The 15530-nt window shown below is 57.4% G+C and carries 14 protein-coding genes; 9 read left to right on the top strand and 5 right to left on the bottom strand.

Annotation, left to right across the window (positions count from 1 at the left end):
• The first annotated feature begins 49 nt into the window (after positions 1-49).
• From AC2FJF_RS05595 to AC2FJF_RS05565, 7 genes are all read left to right on the top strand, one after another.
• The gene (locus AC2FJF_RS05595; RefSeq protein ID WP_058274157.1) at positions 50-1084 is read left to right on the top strand and encodes a TRAP transporter substrate-binding protein; all 1035 of its coding nucleotides are present in this window, start codon (positions 50-52) and stop codon (positions 1082-1084) included.
• A 148-nt stretch (positions 1085-1232) separates the two neighbouring features.
• Positions 1233-2918, top strand: a complete 1686-nt coding sequence (locus tag AC2FJF_RS05590) for a Na/Pi cotransporter family protein (protein ID WP_496723666.1) — start codon at positions 1233-1235, stop codon at positions 2916-2918.
• Between the two features lie 50 nt (positions 2919-2968).
• Complete coding sequence (locus tag AC2FJF_RS05585; protein ID WP_496723664.1) at positions 2969-4330, top strand: glutamine synthetase family protein; 1362 nt, start codon at positions 2969-2971, stop codon at positions 4328-4330.
• 94 nt (positions 4331-4424) lie between these two features.
• Positions 4425-5807, top strand: coding sequence for an aldehyde dehydrogenase family protein (locus AC2FJF_RS05580; RefSeq protein WP_496723662.1), 1383 nt, complete (start codon positions 4425-4427; stop codon positions 5805-5807).
• A 67-nt stretch (positions 5808-5874) separates the two neighbouring features.
• Entirely contained in the window at positions 5875-7020 is a 1146-nt protein-coding gene (locus AC2FJF_RS05575; RefSeq protein ID WP_496723660.1) for an iron-containing alcohol dehydrogenase, read from the top strand.
• A gap of 74 nt (positions 7021-7094) precedes the next feature.
• Positions 7095-7934: an EamA family transporter gene (locus AC2FJF_RS05570; RefSeq protein WP_496723658.1), complete on the top strand. Its 840-nt coding sequence runs from the start codon at positions 7095-7097 to the stop codon at positions 7932-7934.
• 68 nt (positions 7935-8002) lie between these two features.
• Positions 8003-8773, top strand: coding sequence for an alpha/beta hydrolase (locus AC2FJF_RS05565; RefSeq protein ID WP_496723656.1), 771 nt, complete (start codon positions 8003-8005; stop codon positions 8771-8773).
• A gap of 18 nt (positions 8774-8791) precedes the next feature.
• On the opposite strand, the gene AC2FJF_RS05560 is transcribed toward AC2FJF_RS05565, so the two are convergent.
• From AC2FJF_RS05560 to AC2FJF_RS05545, 4 genes are all read right to left on the bottom strand, one after another.
• Positions 8792-9073, bottom strand: a complete 282-nt coding sequence (locus AC2FJF_RS05560; protein WP_496723654.1) for a hypothetical protein — start codon at positions 9071-9073, stop codon at positions 8792-8794.
• Positions 9074-9357: 284 nt separating this feature from the next.
• Complete coding sequence (locus AC2FJF_RS05555; RefSeq protein WP_496723652.1) at positions 9358-10128, bottom strand: hypothetical protein; 771 nt, start codon at positions 10126-10128, stop codon at positions 9358-9360.
• The gene (gene parE / locus AC2FJF_RS05550) at positions 10125-12083 is read right to left on the bottom strand and encodes a DNA topoisomerase IV subunit B (protein ID WP_496723650.1); all 1959 of its coding nucleotides are present in this window, start codon (positions 12081-12083) and stop codon (positions 10125-10127) included. Before parE ends, AC2FJF_RS05555 begins: the two co-directional genes overlap by 4 nt.
• 159 nt (positions 12084-12242) lie before the next feature.
• Positions 12243-12797 carry an NYN domain-containing protein gene (locus AC2FJF_RS05545; RefSeq protein WP_496723648.1) on the bottom strand — a complete coding sequence of 185 codons (555 nt, stop codon included), beginning with the start codon at positions 12795-12797 and terminating at the stop codon, positions 12243-12245.
• 190 nt (positions 12798-12987) lie between these two features.
• On the opposite strand from AC2FJF_RS05545, the gene AC2FJF_RS05540 reads away from it, so the two are divergent.
• Complete coding sequence (locus tag AC2FJF_RS05540) at positions 12988-13596, top strand: carboxymuconolactone decarboxylase family protein (RefSeq protein WP_496723646.1); 609 nt, start codon at positions 12988-12990, stop codon at positions 13594-13596.
• 6 nt (positions 13597-13602) lie between these two features.
• Here AC2FJF_RS05540 and AC2FJF_RS05535 read toward each other — a convergent pair whose 3' ends face one another.
• Positions 13603-14478: an alpha/beta fold hydrolase gene (locus AC2FJF_RS05535; protein WP_496723644.1), complete on the bottom strand. Its 876-nt coding sequence runs from the start codon at positions 14476-14478 to the stop codon at positions 13603-13605.
• Between the two features lie 126 nt (positions 14479-14604).
• Between AC2FJF_RS05535 and ppk2 the strand changes: the two genes are divergently transcribed.
• Positions 14605-15528, top strand: a complete 924-nt coding sequence (ppk2, locus tag AC2FJF_RS05530) for a polyphosphate kinase 2 (protein ID WP_496723642.1) — start codon at positions 14605-14607, stop codon at positions 15526-15528.
• The last annotated feature ends 2 nt before the right edge of the window (positions 15529-15530 follow it).

Below are 15530 nucleotides of genomic sequence, written 5' to 3'. Positions count from 1 at the left end.
AAGAATGCTCGGTGAACGGGCACAGAAACTTTAACGGAGAGGAATTGACATGACGACAAGACGTAAGTTTCTGAAAACCGCTGGGGTTGGCGTTGCTGCCGCACCACTGGCGACGCCTGCCTTGGCGCAGAACACGATCACATGGCGGATGCAGACCTATGCAGGTCCTGCGCTGGCTGAGCATGTGATTGATCCTGCGATCAAGATGTTCAACCAGATCGCCGGTGACCGGATGCAGATCGAGCTGTTCTATGCCGATCAGCTGGTCCCGACGGGCGAGTTGTTCCGTGCGATGCAGAAAGGCACCATCGACGCGGTTCAATCGGACGATGACTCGATGGCGTCGCCGACCGAAGTCACCGTGTTTGGCGGCTACTTCCCGTTCGCCTCACGCTATTCGCTGGACGTGCCTGTGCTGTTCAACCAGTGGGGCCTGAACGAGATCTGGGACGAGGAATACTCCAAGGTCGGCGTCAAGCACATCAGCGCCGGTGCATGGGATCCGTGCCACTTTGCGACCAAGGACCCGATCAACTCGCTGGCGGATATGAAGGGCAAACGCATCTTCACCTTCCCGACGGCGGGGCGCTTCCTGTCTCAGTTCGGCGTCGTGCCGGTAACCCTGCCGTGGGAAGACATCGAGGTTGCGGTTCAAACGGGCGAACTGGACGGTATCGCGTGGTCGGGCATCACCGAAGACTACACCGTCGGCTGGGCCGATGTGACCAACTATTTCCTGACCAACAACGTGTCGGGTGCCTGGGCGGGTCACTTCTTTGCCAATATGGACCGCTGGAACGAACTACCCGAAGATCTGCAGACCCTGTTCAAGGTTTGCTGTGATCAGTCACATTACTACCGTCAGTGGTGGTATTGGGGTGGTGAGGCCAACCTGCGCGTCAACGGCACCAAGATGCAATTGACCTCTATCCCGGACGAAGAATGGGTAACCGTTGAGGAAGCCGCCGTGAAGTTCTGGGACGAAGTCGCAGCCGAGTCCGAGACCAAAGCGAAAGTTGTCGACATCTTCAAGCGTTACAACGCCGAGATGCTAAAGGCTGGTCGGCCCTATCGTTACACCTAAGAAACCCTTCTTCCCGACGCGTGGGGCACCCCGTGCGTCGGGATTGGACATCAATAAGCGACATCATTTATGCTCTCGTCTGTTCCAAGAATAGAAAAACAAAACCGGAAGCACATTTGTGCGCACCGGTCAGACGAGGTGTGAACATATGGCTATCGCGAGCTTTTTGATTGAGATTTTTGCCGCAACCATGTTGCTGCTATTCGCCGTACGCTTGGTTCGTACCGGTATCGAACGGCGCTTTGGTGCGCTGTTCCAGTCGATCCTGACACGCCACTCCAACAGCTTTGTTGCAGGGGGGGCTGGCATGGTTCTGGCCACGATCCTGCAAAGCTCGGCCGCCGTTACGGTTTTGCTGACCGGTTTCGCTGCGGCGGGGATGGTGACGTTTGGAATGGCGCTGGCGGGTGTTCTGGGCGCGGATTTGGGCGCCGCTTTAGTCATTCAGGTTCTGTCCTATGATCTGGGCTGGCTTCAACCCGCATTGCTGGCGTTGGGCGGTTGGCTGTACCTGAAATCCGAACGGTCGAATGTACGGCTTATGGGCCGGATCGTTCTGGGCGTCGCCTTTATCCTGATCTCGCTTCAATTCCTGCGCGAAGCAGTTGAGCCGATCCGCGAAAGCGCGTTTTTGCCCGCAATCGCGGGGTATCTTGAGACCGATTATTTCAGCGCCTTCATTGTCGGCGCAGTGCTGGCCTTTGTCATGCACAGCTCGGTCGCGACGATCCTGATGTGCGTGGCCTTGGTTCAGATCGGTGCAATTCCCTTTGCCGCCGGGTTGTCGCTGGTGCTGGGAGCAAATCTGGGTTCGGCCTTTATTCCAATGTGGCTGACGCGCGATATGACCGTCTCAGCGCGGCGTATTCCTCTGGCCAACCTCTTATTGCGGGGAAGCGCGGCGCTGGTAATGCTGATCGTCGTGAATGTTGGCGGGTTGCAAGAGGCGCTTTTGGTGACGAGCCCGGCGCAGTCTCTAATTTTTGCACATATCGGATTCAATTTGGCAGTATTCCTGCTGGCCACAGGCTTCGTGAACCAGTTGGAACAGCCGATGGCCGTTCTGATGGCGGAGCCCAAAGCCGAGGCCAATGCGCTGGATCAGTTTTCGGATGCGCTGACACCGCTGGGGGACCCCAGCGGCGAAAGGGCCAGCGTTGCGATGTCCTCGGTGCGTCACGAGCTGTTGCAGATGATCACGCAAGTCGAGCGTATGTTCCGACCCGTTTTGGATATCTACGAACAGGATGACAGTGACGCGATTTCAGCGCTTTGGCAGCAGGACGAGCGGGTGAATACGCAACTGACCGAGATCCGCCGTTTCGTCGCGCGCATGCCGCGGCAGAATATGAGCAAAGGGCAGGTCAAAGCCGCACGAGGGTTGGTCGAATATGCCATCCGTCTTGAAGCTGCGGGCGATGTCGTCTCCAACCGGATGACCCGGACGGCGCAGATCAAACACACCGAACGTTCGGAGTTCTCAGCGCAGGGCTGGAAAGAGCTGAAAGATTTGCACGCGGCCATTCTGGAAAGCTTCTCGCTGGCGCGTCACGTGCTGTTGGTGGACGACATGGATTGTGCCCGACGGCTGGTGTTGGACAAGGCCGAGGTCAAGCGGATGTCCCGCAATAGCCGCAAGGCGCACCTCAAACGGTTGGAGCGCGGTCAGACTGAGAGTTTCCAGTCCTCCGATCTGCACCTGGAAACGCTGCGGTCCATGCGGGACCTGCACGGGCATATCGCGGCCATAGCCTATCCGATCCTCTACAAAAGCGGTCAGGTTCTGGAAACGCGCCTGGTGATGGAAATGGAAAAAGAAGCCAACGATGACTGACGGCAGGTAATCGAAACCGAGGTCTCTGCAAGTGACAAAGGATACCAATGATGGGCAATGATGCGATTTTGGCTGATCTGAAAGCCAAATTCGAGGCGGGCGAGGTCGACACGGTGCTGGTCTGCATGGTGGACATGCAGGGCCGCCTGATGGGTAAGCGGTTTCACGCAGGCCATTTCGTGGCGGGCGCATGGGAAGAGACACATTGCTGCAACTACCTGCTGGCCACAGATCTGGAGATGGCGACACCCGACGGCTATGCCTCGACCAGTTGGGAGCGGGGTTACGGCGATTATGTCATGAAGCCGGACCTGAGCACGCTGCGCCCAGTGCCGTGGCTGGAAGGCACGGCACTGGTGATGTGCGATGTGCTGGATCACCACACCCATGAAGAGGTTCCACACGCGCCTCGGTCTATTTTGAAGAAGCAGGTCAACCGGCTGAAGGCCATGGGCTATGACGCGATGTGCGCCACCGAGCTGGAGTTTTTCCTGTTCGAAAAAAGCTTTGACCAGATCCGCAAGGAAGGCTTCCGCGATCTGGAGCCGATCTCGGGCTATAACGAAGATTATCACATCCTGCAGACCACCAAGGAAGAGCATGTGATGCGCCCAATCCGCAACCATTTGTGGAACGCGGGGATACCGGTTGAGAACTCGAAGGGTGAGGCCGAGACCGGGCAGGAAGAGCTGAACATCAAATACGCCCCGGCGATGGACACGGCCGAATACCACTCGATCGCCAAGAACGCGGTGAAAGAGATCGCCTGGCAACACGGTCACGCGGCGACGTTCCTGCCGAAATGGCATCACGACAAAGTCGGCAGCTCGTCCCACGTGCATCAGTCGCTTTGGGCGGATGGCAAGCCAGCGTTTTATGATGCGGATGACGCGTTGGGTATGTCGGCGCTGATGAAAAGCTATATGGCGGGTCTGCTCAGATATGCCGCTGACTATACCTATTTCATGGCTCCCTACATCAACAGCTACAAGCGGTTCATGAAAGGCACCTTTGCGCCGACAAGGATTATCTGGTCGGTGGACAACCGAACGGCTGGCTTCCGTCTGTGCGGCGATGGGACTAAGGCCGTGCGGGTTGAGTGTCGTATTCCGGGCTCAGATATGAACCCGTATCTGGCGATGGCTGGCATGTTGGCCGCCGGGATTGCCGGTATCGAAGAAGGCCTGGAACTGCAATCGCCCACCACCGGTGATGTCTATCAGGGAGACACCGGTATGATCCCCGGCAATCTGCGTGCAGCACGCGATGCGTTGCACGGGTCATCGATGCTACGCGCGGCTATGGGTGATGATGTGGTCGATCACTATGCCCGTGCAGCGGAAGTCGAGATTGAGGAATTCGAGCGCGTCGTGACTGATTGGGAAGTTGCCCGCGGGTTTGAGCGGGCTTGAGATCGGGTCAGGCTGGGGGCGCTGCCCCCACGCCCCCGGGATATTTTTAGCCAGACGAAACAGTGATCCTGTTTTTTTCGGAAATGGAGTTGTTATGGGGCAGATGTTGAAATGTGTCTCGCCGATTGATGGATCGGTTTTTGCTGAACGTGAGGTGTTGTCACGGGATGCGGCGTTTGAAGCGGCAGCGCGATCGCGGGCGGCACAGGCAGAATGGGCGGCGCGACCGTTGCAGGAACGTATTGATCTTGTCATGGCCGGTGTGGCTGCGGTTGGGGCGGTGAATGACGAGATTGTGCCCGAGTTGGCGCACATGATGGGGCGTCCGGTACGTTATGGCGGTGAGTTCGGCGGCTTTAACGAACGTGCGAGCCATATGGCTCAGATTGCCGAGGCGTCTCTGGCTGATATCGCAGTGGGCGAGGACGAAGCCTTCAAACGCTATATCAAGCGCATTCCGCATGGCGTGGTCTTTGTGGTGGCGCCCTGGAACTATCCCTACATGACCGCAATCAACACTGTGGCCCCGGCGCTGATCGCGGGGAACACTGTGATCCTGAAACATGCCACGCAGACGCTGCTGGTGGGCGAGCGCATGGCGCAAGCGTTTCATTCCGCGGGTGTGCCCGAAGATGTATTTCAGAATGTCTTCCTGAGCCATGACGTGACCAATGACCTGATTGCAGGCAATGCGTTCGACTTTGTGAACTTCACCGGTTCAGTAGGTGGTGGCCAAGCGATGGAGCGCGCGGCTGCAGGGACATTCACCGGTGTTGGCACCGAGTTGGGTGGCAAAGATCCGGGCTATGTCATGGACGATGCCGATCTGGATGCTGCCGTGGATACGTTGATTGACGGCGCGATGTTCAACTCGGGCCAATGCTGCTGCGGGATCGAGCGGATTTACGTCCACGATAGCCTGTATGATGCCTTCGTCGCCAAGGCGGTTGAGGTTGTGAAAGGCTATAAGCTGGGCAATCCTCTGGACAGCGATACAACGAATGGTCCGATGGCCAATGTGCGCTTTGCCAAAGAGGTGCGCGCGCAGATCGCCGAGGCTGTTGCGGCCGGGGCGGTGGCTCATATCGGCACGTTCCCCGAAGACGATGGCGGGGCCTATCTGACACCGCAGATCCTGACCAACGTCACCCATGACATGCGGGTGATGCGGGACGAGAGTTTCGGCCCTGTGGTCGGCATTATGAAAGTGTCTTCGGACGACGAAGCCATCGCCTTGATGAATGACAGTGAATTTGGTCTGACCGCCAGCCTGTGGACCCGCGATGTAGAACGGGCCGCACGCGTGGGCGATGCGATCGAAACCGGAACCGTGTTCATGAACCGTGCTGATTATCTGGATCCGGGCCTTTGTTGGACTGGCTGCAAGAATACCGGCCGCGGCGGCGGTTTGTCCGTCATTGGCTATCACAACCTGACACGTCCTAAATCCTACCACCTGAGAAAGGTCACGGGCTAAGGGCAACGGCCTGCCCGGTTCAGACCCCCTCGGCCGGGCAGGTCTCAAATCACAAAGGAAACCTGACATGTCACTTGTTGGAAACTGGTCCTATCCGACCGCTATCAAATTCGGCGCAGGCCGCATCAAGGAATTGCCCGAGGCATGTGCTGCCGCTGGTATGAAAAGGCCGTTGTTGGTCACCGACAAAGGGTTGGCCGATCTACCGATCACCGCGGCGACGCTGGATATCATGGAGGCCGCAGGGCTAGGGCGCGGGTTGTTCAGCGATGTGGATCCGAACCCGAACGAAAAAAATCTTGAGGCAGGTGTCGCGGCCTACAATGCGGGCGGCCATGATGGTGTGATCGCTTTTGGCGGCGGTTCCGGGTTGGATCTGGGCAAGATGGTTGCCTTTATGGCAGGGCAGACGCGCCCGGTTTGGGATTTCGAGGATATCGGCGATTGGTGGACTCGCGCCGATGCCGATGTCATCGCGCCGATTATCGCTGTGCCGACCACAGCCGGGACCGGGTCCGAGGTCGGGCGCGCCAGTGTCATCACGAATTCCGAAACCCACGCGAAAAAGATCATATTCCATCCCAAGGTTCTGCCGACCGTGGTGATCTGCGACCCAGAGTTGACGGTTGGCATGCCCAAGTTCATCACGGCGGGCACAGGTCTGGATGCATTTGCGCATTGTGTCGAGGCGTATTCCAGCCCGCATTATCATCCGATGAGCCACGGCATTGCGTTGGAAGGTATGCGGCTGGTCAAGGAGTACCTGCCACGCGCCTATGCAGACGGCACAGATATCGAGGCCCGCGCGCAGATGATGAGCGCGGCAGCAATGGGAGCGACCGCCTTTCAGAAAGGCCTAGGCGCGATCCACGCCATGAGCCACCCGATTGGCGCGGTTTTCGACACTCATCACGGCACCACCAATGCGGTTTGCATGCCCACAGTGCTGGAATTCAATGCGCCAGCTATCGCTGACCGGTTTCAGTCAGCGGCGGCCTATCTGGGAATTGATGGCGGCTTTGACGGCGTCCGCGGCTTTGTGCAGGAGTTCAACGACTCGCTGGGTATCCCAACCAGACTGTCCGAACTGGGTGTGACCGAAGCTGCAATCCCGGAACTCGTGCAAGGCGCGATCATCGATCCGTCTTGTGGGGGTAACCCAATCGAATTGACTGAGGACAATCTGACCGCTCTGTTCAAGGCTGCATTGTGATCGGTCTTGCTCTGTGCAAGTAACGAAACCGGCCCGTATCTTGGGCCGGTTCTCTCTGCGCGAAAGGTTCGGACGTGACTCTGTTTGTCATCGCCATCATTTTGACGGCTGCGTTGCTGCATGCGGTGTGGAACGCCATCGTCAAAACAGCCGCCGACCGAACGACCACTTTGGGCCTTGTCGCATTTGGGCATGTCATCCCTGCGACAGCGATGATCCTGCTGCTGCCTCTGCCCAGCGCTGAAAGCTTTCCATACATCCTGATCTCGACCGTCGTGCATTTTGGGTACTACTACATGCTCGGCAAAGCCTATCAGCATGGGGATCTGAGCGTCGTCTACCCGATCGCCCGTGGTATCGTGCCTGCGTTGGTCTCGCTCTGGGCGATGATACTGGTGGGCGAGGTTCTGCCGCTACAGGCATGGGGCGGGATTGCGCTGATCGCGCTTGGTATTCAGCTCAGCAGTTGGACGGCCTTGCGGTCCGGCGTCGGGCGCTGGGCGCTGTGGTTTGCACTGGGTACGGGGTTTTGCATCTCAATCTATTCGGTGGTGGACGGCATCGGCGTGCGGTTGTCGGGCAATACGCTTAGCTACTGGGCCTGGGGCGCGTTCCTGCACCTGTTCATTGCCGGGTTTGTTGGCATCAAAAAGCGGGATACGTTGGCACAGCTTCCGACCAAGGTCTGGATGATCGGAATCCTGGGCGGGCTGGTGTCGATGACGGCCTATGGTCTGGTGCTTTACGCCAAGAATTTCGCGCCACTGGGTGCGGTTTCAGCACTGCGCGAGACTTCGGTGATCTTCGCTGCGTTGATCGGGTTTATCTTCCTGCATGAGGGCAACTGGATGCGTCGCCTTGGTGCGGCCTTACTGATGGCCGTTGGCGTAGCCCTGATCGGTATGTCGGTCTGATCCCGGCGGCCTTGCCGCGCGCGCCTGTCGTCTCGCATAGTGGGGGCAAGTGACGAGAGGGCGTTTTGATGACCAAAGAGATTGTTCTGATCCACGGGGCCTTTGCCGGACCTTGGTGCATGGCGGACTACGCGGGTTTCTTCCGCGCGCGCGGCTGGACGGTGCACACCCCTGCACTGCGCTTTCATGGCGGGGACCCCAAGGCCGAACCTGACCCCGGGCTTACGGATACCAGTGTCGCGGATTATACCAATGATATTGCCGAGTTCGTACAGGGCTTGGACAGCAAGCCTGTCATCCTCGGCCATGCCATCGCGGGCGTGGTGGCGCAGCAGGTGGCCGAGCGTGGGTTGGCCAGTGCCATTGTCTTGATCAACCCGAACGCGCCGTGGGGCACCTTGCCCGAAACCGACGATGAGCGCGCCATCCCGCGCGCGCTGATGGAGGGCGGGGCGTTCTGGAAACAGCCCATGCATGTCGAGTTCGACCTGATGGCCCCTTTTGCGCTGAACAAGATGCCCGAGGCGCAGCAGCGTGAAGTGTTCGACCAGCTGGGTGCAGAAAGCGGGCGGGTGATGTTCGAGATGTTCTTTTGGATGTTCGACGATCACCACGCGATGAAGGTCGATATCGACAAGGTCGATTGCCCGGTGCTGATCGTCTCGGGAACCGAGGACCGCGCCGTCAACCCCGACACCTGCCGTGCTCTGGCCAATCTGTACGGGGATCGCGCGACGTTTATGCCAGTGGAAAACCACGCGCATTTCCTGTTCATGGAACCCGGCTGGGAACACCCCGCCGGCCAGATCGCGGACTGGCTGGAGGGGAAGGTGGGCTAGAAGGCCCGACCTTTCAATTCAGCGATTGATCTGAATACCGCTCTCTGGTTTCCACTTCATGACGCCGTCGCCGCCTTTGATACAACGCAGAAGGTGTTCTTCGCGCGCACTGGACGTTTCGGTCACGGTGTTGTTGCCAGAGATCACAACATAGGCGTCCACCGAATAAGCGAGGCCGTTGTAATAGCAGAACCGTAACTCTGCCCCGACCGGAATAGGTGATGCGCCGATCAGCGACTGCTGCGCGCCTGCCTGACTGGCCAGCAAAGCACAGGCCAGCCCGAGGGTTAGTGATTTCATGTCGTCCTCCCGTTCGAAAATTTGTTCGTTCAAATTGGGTCTTGGACGCTCGGATCCTCAGAATTTGTTCTTGGATGACAATTGCGCGCAAGTGTGAACGGGATCAACGGGTTAGGCAAGGGGGGTGATTAGGGTGCATATGTGGGGGCGCCTCGCGTTATCCATCCAATACTTGATGCGAGGCATCAACAATGCGTCCGACCTGCGCTCAAGGGCGGGCGCGTTCCGAACCGACCTAAGGGCCGGGCACGAGGGTTGTATGGGGCTAGAATGGGCAAAATGGCCTAACTTGTTAGAGCATGGTCAAAAAAACGTCTTAGACGGCTTAACGGCAGAAAATGAAACTGATCCTTGGAAGCCTCGGTAACGATACCCGCCATGAAAACCTTTAAATGTAAGTCAGACAAATGCACACCAAAAACAGGGCTTCCGCTCATTCCCTTAGGTTCGTACTCAAGTGAGTTTATTGGTTTGAAGCTGAGCCTATCACCGATACATGGCAGAGTCTCTGTGCCAATGACCTCATTTGGACCGATAGAAAACTGGAAGCTGCCGTAGTCAATCTCGTTGCGGCAACCAGGGTAGCCAATTGCGAATACTGCAATGGCCGACCTAGTACTCGCAAATGACAGATCGTATTCTGCATCGTACCAACCATTCCGAGATAGGTTACCCTTCAATACCGGATCGGTGAATTCGCAAAGCACACAGTCGATGCAGTCGGCGCTTTCATTTGATTGAATAGGAAACACGGCTTTTTGCGCCGTTACCATTGTATTTGTCACGTAATTGAAAAGACTAATTTGCTCCAAGTCGAACTGACCTTTCTTGACTTGATGCAAAGACAATAGGGCGAAATATCTATCGCCAATTTTCACTTTGGCCATGCTGCCGCCAAGGCCCATGTTGTATTCGCCACAATCATCTGCAGCAAATACAGCTGGTTCCGAGTAGGATTTCAAATGCTCGCTTAGGCTGTTTGCAGGAATAAAAAGTCCATTGATGTCAGCGCTTGTAGCAATCCTTGAACCGAGGATTGTCTTCAGCGAACTCAAACATCCAACTCCTCCACAAACCGCGCGTTTTCCTGAATGTATTGGAACCGCAGTTCGGGTTTTTTGCCCATCAGGCGCTCGACCAGATCGCCGGTTTCGCCGGGTTCATCCTCGTCGATGGTGACCCGGATCAATTTCCGGGACGCGGGGTCCATCGTGGTCTCTTTCAGGTCCTTGGCGTCCATCTCACCCAGACCTTTGAAGCGGGAAACGTCGATCTTGCCCTTGCCGCCCAGACCTTTCTCAAGCCACTCATCCCGCTCGGCCTCGTCCAGACAGTAGACGCGTTTAGCGCCTTGGGTCAGGCGATACAGGGGCGGACAGGCCAGATACAGGTGGCCCGTGTCGATCATCGGCCGCATCTGGGTAAAGAAGAACGTCATCAGCAGCGCCGCGATATGCGCGCCGTCCACATCCGCGTCGGTCATGATGATGATCTTGTCATAGCGCAGGTCATCGACGTTGAACTTGGTGCCAAGACCGACACCCAGCGCTTGCGTCAGGTCGTTGATCTCGGCATTGGTGCCCAGTTTCGAACTGGCCGCGCCCAGCACGTTCAGGATCTTGCCGCGCAAGGGCAGCAGGGCCTGCGTTTTGCGGTTTCGGCCCATTTTTGCAGAACCGCCCGCAGAATCTCCTTCGACGATGAATAATTCTGTTCCGTCGCGTGTTGAACTAGAACAGTCCACCAACTTGCCGGGAAGACGAAGTTTTTTAGTGGCGGACTTACGTTGTGTTTCTTTCTCGGCGCGTCGGCGCAGACGTTCTTCGGACCTCAGAATGAGGAAATCGAGAATAGCTCCGGCGGATTTCGTGTCCGCGGCCAGCCAGTTATCGAAATGGTCGCGGACCGAATTCTCTACCAACCGCTGCGCCTCGACCGTCGCAAGGCGATCTTTGGTCTGGCCGACGAATTCCGGCTCACTGATGAAACAGGACACCAGCGCACAGCCACCGGTGATCAGGTCGTCGCGGGTGATCTGCGCGGCCTTCTTGTTGTTGATCAGTTCGCCATAGGCCTTGATCCCCTTGAGGACCGCAGCCCAGAAGCCAGCCACATGAGTGCCGCCTTCGGGGGTGGGGACGGTGTTACAATAGGACTGGATGAACCCGTCGCGCGATGGCGTCCAGTTGATCGCCCATTCGACCTTGCCGGGGGTGCCGAACTTTTCCCGGAAGTCCACGGTGCCTGCAAAGGGTTGCTCGGCATAGGTGGACGAGCCGTTCATCGTTTCCTTCAGGTAGTCCGATAGACCGCCGGGAAAGTGGAAGCTGGCTTCGGTTGGCGTTTCGCCGTCGTCGATATGGGATTTCCAGCGAATTTCGACGCCCGAGAACAGGTAGGCCTTGGAGCGGATGGATTTGAACAGCCGCGCCGGTTTGAACTTGTGGTGGCCAAAGATCTCTTCATCTGCGTGGAATGTCACAGTGGTGCCGCGCCGGTTGGGTGCCGCGCCGACTTTTTCGACAGGGCCCAGAGGGATGCCGCGTGAAAAGCGCTGTTCGAACAGCTGTTTGTCACGCGCCACCTGAACGACCATCGAATCCGACAGCGCGTTCACAACCGACGCACCCACACCGTGCAGACCGCCCGAGGTCTGATAGGCCTTGCCCGAGAACTTACCACCCGCGTGCAGGGTGCACAGAATGACCTCTAGCGCCGACTTGTCGGGGAATTTCGGATGCGGATCGATCGGAATGCCGCGTCCGTTGTCGCGCACGGTCAAGGCGTAATCGGCGTGTAGTTCCACTTCGATCCGGTTGGCATGACCGGCGACCGCCTCATCCATCGAGTTGTCGAGGATTTCGGCAACCATATGATGCAACGCACGTTCATCCGTGCCGCCGATATACATGCCGGGGCGTTTGCGGACCGGTTCCAAACCTTCAAGCACCTCGATTGAGGAGGCGTCATAGGTATTGGTCGCTTCTGGCGTCAACAGATCGTCGGGCATGGGTGCTGCTCTTGTTTTTGGGTTTGGTCCCATTATGGCAGGGGATGTGGTCCGGGGGAAGGGGCGCGCGAAGTGTTGTGTGCGGTTTGTCAGCTATGATGCGCCGTGATTGGGAACTGAAGTTGACACGCTACATGTTTGACCGGGCTGGACCCATGGTCACAACGCCAGCCAGAGAGCCCCATTCCGATAGCCACCCTGCACAAGCTCTTTGGCCTGCAGCACATTCGGATAATCGTCAATCCAGTCTCGAAAACGGTCATTTGTGACAATGGTAGCCCCTAGGTCGCGAGCGACCTGTAGAACAAGCGGGTCGGCTGGCGTTCCCTTGGGTGCGACCATAACGCGGTCTACGGGCAACCCAAGCAGTGAGGCAAGGGTTTTGTCGTTCATGTAGCGATCCGAGATTTTGTAGCCGACATTTGCATCGAACACGACGCCGGGAGTCAGGCCGGAGGTGGTCAAAGCGTCGACAACTTCGCGCACGGTGGCAATACCCGGAATGCCCTCTCGCCAGTGCAAAATATTTGACCCATCAACCACGGCCCAGTTCTTCGGGGCTTTCGATCTGCGCAACCATTTTCCAAGCAGCAATATCGCGCTTGCGATGGTGCAAGGCCCCGCGACCATTGCCCAATCAGAGAGAGCAGAGTGGAACAGTGCCGCAAACAGGCCGCAGATTGACAGGACAAACAAGAACAGAGGAAGGCGCATCGCTGAAAATTCAAAATAGTGAAACGGGGGGTCGGCAGTTCTTTATCATGTGGCGGTGGAGAATGCCCAGAGTGATCTCATTGCAGTCGGGTGAAATGTTCCAGGTAGACGCGGCCGCCAAGGCCTCGCATTGTTTCTACAATCTGTTTAGGTTTGGCTGCAAAAGCAAATGGATACGGGAGGCAAAGAGATGAGCTGGATCAGAACCATCCCTTTTGATGAAGCAACAGGAAAACTCCGGAAACTGTACGACCGTGTTACCGGCCCCGGCAACAATGTCGACAACATCATGATGGTGCATTCCTTGCGGCCACATTCGATGGAAGGTCACATGGCCATGTACAAGAACGTGCTGCACCATTCGGCCAACACGATCCCGAAGTGGTTTCTTGAGGTGCTGGGCGTGTGGGTCAGCGCGTTGAACAAATGCAGTTATTGTGTTGAGCACCATTACAGCGGTCTGCAGCGCTTGTTGGGCGATCCGGAGCGTAGTCAGGCAATTCGCGCGGCGATTGAGGCTGGCTCGCCAAAAGAGGCCCCGTTGGATGCGGCCCAGATTGAGGCCATGCGGTACGCGCGCAAACTGACCGAGACCCCGGCGGAGTTGAAACAGCAAGACGTGGAAGCCCTGCGCACGGCCGGATGGGACGATGGTGAGATCCTCGAAATCAATCAGGTTTGCGCGTATTTCTCTTATGCGAACCGGACCGTTTTGGGGCTGGGGTGTTCCACAGATGGTGACATATTGGGCCTGTCACCCAACAACTCGGATGACCCGGCGGATTGGGGGCACCGGTAAACGGAATTAGCGCGCCATCCAGCCCATGATTGCCTGCGCCACCGCTTTGGGTTGTTGGTGATGCAGCCAGTGATCAGCGTTCGGAATGTCGATGCGCGTCAGGTCGGGCGCGTAGTCTTCCAGCCCCTCAGTCGACTCTGACAGCAACGCCTTGTCTTCACGCCCCCACAGCAACAGGTGGGGGCAGCGAACCATCAACCGGTCCTTCGGCAACTCTGGCAGATCCGTGCGCGGTGCGCCGGGTTTCGCAACCACCAGCGGTGACGCGCGGTACCAGTTCAGCATAGTCTCCAGCCGCCCGGGCCGGGCCCATTCTGTACGATAGACCTGCATTTGCTGGTCCGTCAGCCAGTCTGTACCCATCCCGAAACGAAAGAACTGTTCGAGTTTGGCGAAATTGTCCGCCGACAAACGCTCTGCCGCGTCTGGTGCGCGCAGGGCATTGATGTATTGCGAAGCCTCGGATTGCGCGCCTCCTGCTGCCATGGCCCGTTGGAAGGGCGCTGGGTGAACGCCGTTGGCGATGATCAACCGGTCCACCAGATCAGGGCGGAACATGGCCAAACCATAGGCCACGGACGCTCCCCAATCGTGGCCAAGAACACAAACCGGACGGGCGAACCCCTCAATCAGCGTCACCATATCCGAGACCAGTCGCGACAGCGCATAATGGCCAACGCCTTCCGGCGCCCAGCTTTGCCCGTAACCGCGTTGATCGGGGGCGATGCAATGAAAGTCGGAAGACAAATGCGGGGCCAGGTCCTGCCACGCGCCGCCATACTCGGGAAAACCGTGAAGCATTAACAAGGGCGGAAGGTCGGGGTCCCCCCAGCTGCGCAGTAGGAACCTCTGGCCGTTAAGATCAATGAACTTGTTTTCCATAGCCGAAGCCCTTTGTTGTACCTGAAGCACACGCCCAGAAAGATGTAGAAATTTGACACCAATCAAAGCGTGTTTTTCACCCGACTGCTAGGCGTTTTTCCGGACAGTGAGACAAGGAGAACCTGAATGGAAGTAGTGACGCAGATCGAGGATGTGCTAGACCCTGCCAACCTGTCGGCGATAGCCAAAACCTCACCGGCTGAGCCTAGCCCCGAGAGAATTCGTCAGGCCTTTGAAAGCGGCAAATATCCTTATGACCGCAAGATGGCGCGCAAAGCGTATGAGGCGGAAAAGGCGAAGCTGCAGGCAGAATTGCTGAAGGTGCAGCTGTGGGCGCAGGAAACCGGGCAGCGATTTGTCCTGCTGTTCGAGGGCAGGGACGCCGCAGGCAAAGGTGGAACGATCAAACGCTTTATGGAGCACCTGAACCCACGCCAAGCGCGTGTCGTTGCGCTGAATAAACCCACCTGGGAAGAGAAAGGGCAGTGGTACTATCAGCGTTATGTTCAGGAATTGCCCACTGTGGGTGAAATGGTTTTCTACGACCGATCCTGGTACAACCGCGCCGGGGTTGAACGGGTGATGGGTTTCTGTTCGCCCAACGAATATCTCGAGTTCATGCGTCAAACGCCCGAGCTGGAGCGGATGCTGGTGCGCTCGGGCATCCAACTTTACAAATACTGGTTCTCGGTCACGCAAACCGAACAGCAACGCCGGTTCAAAAGCCGCGAAACCGATCCTCTGAAACAGTGGAAACTGTCACCGATCGACAAAGCGAGCCTTGATAAATGGGACGATTATACCGAGGCCAAAGAGGCGATGTTCTTCTATACCGATACCGCCGACGCCCCGTGGACCATCGTGAAATCGAACGACAAAAAGCGCGCGCGCCTGAACTGCATGCGCCACTTTCTGTCCACGCTGGAGTATCCGGACAAGAACCATGAAATCGTCGACAGCCCTGATCCTTTGATCGTCGGGCAGGCACATCACGTGATCCAGCATTCGGAACATATTCTGGGCAATTCACTGCATCCTGAAACGGTGTGACA

The organism is Ruegeria sp. CDSB013, from assembly GCF_059611165.1.
This window is presented reverse-complemented; position numbering and strand designations above follow the sequence as displayed.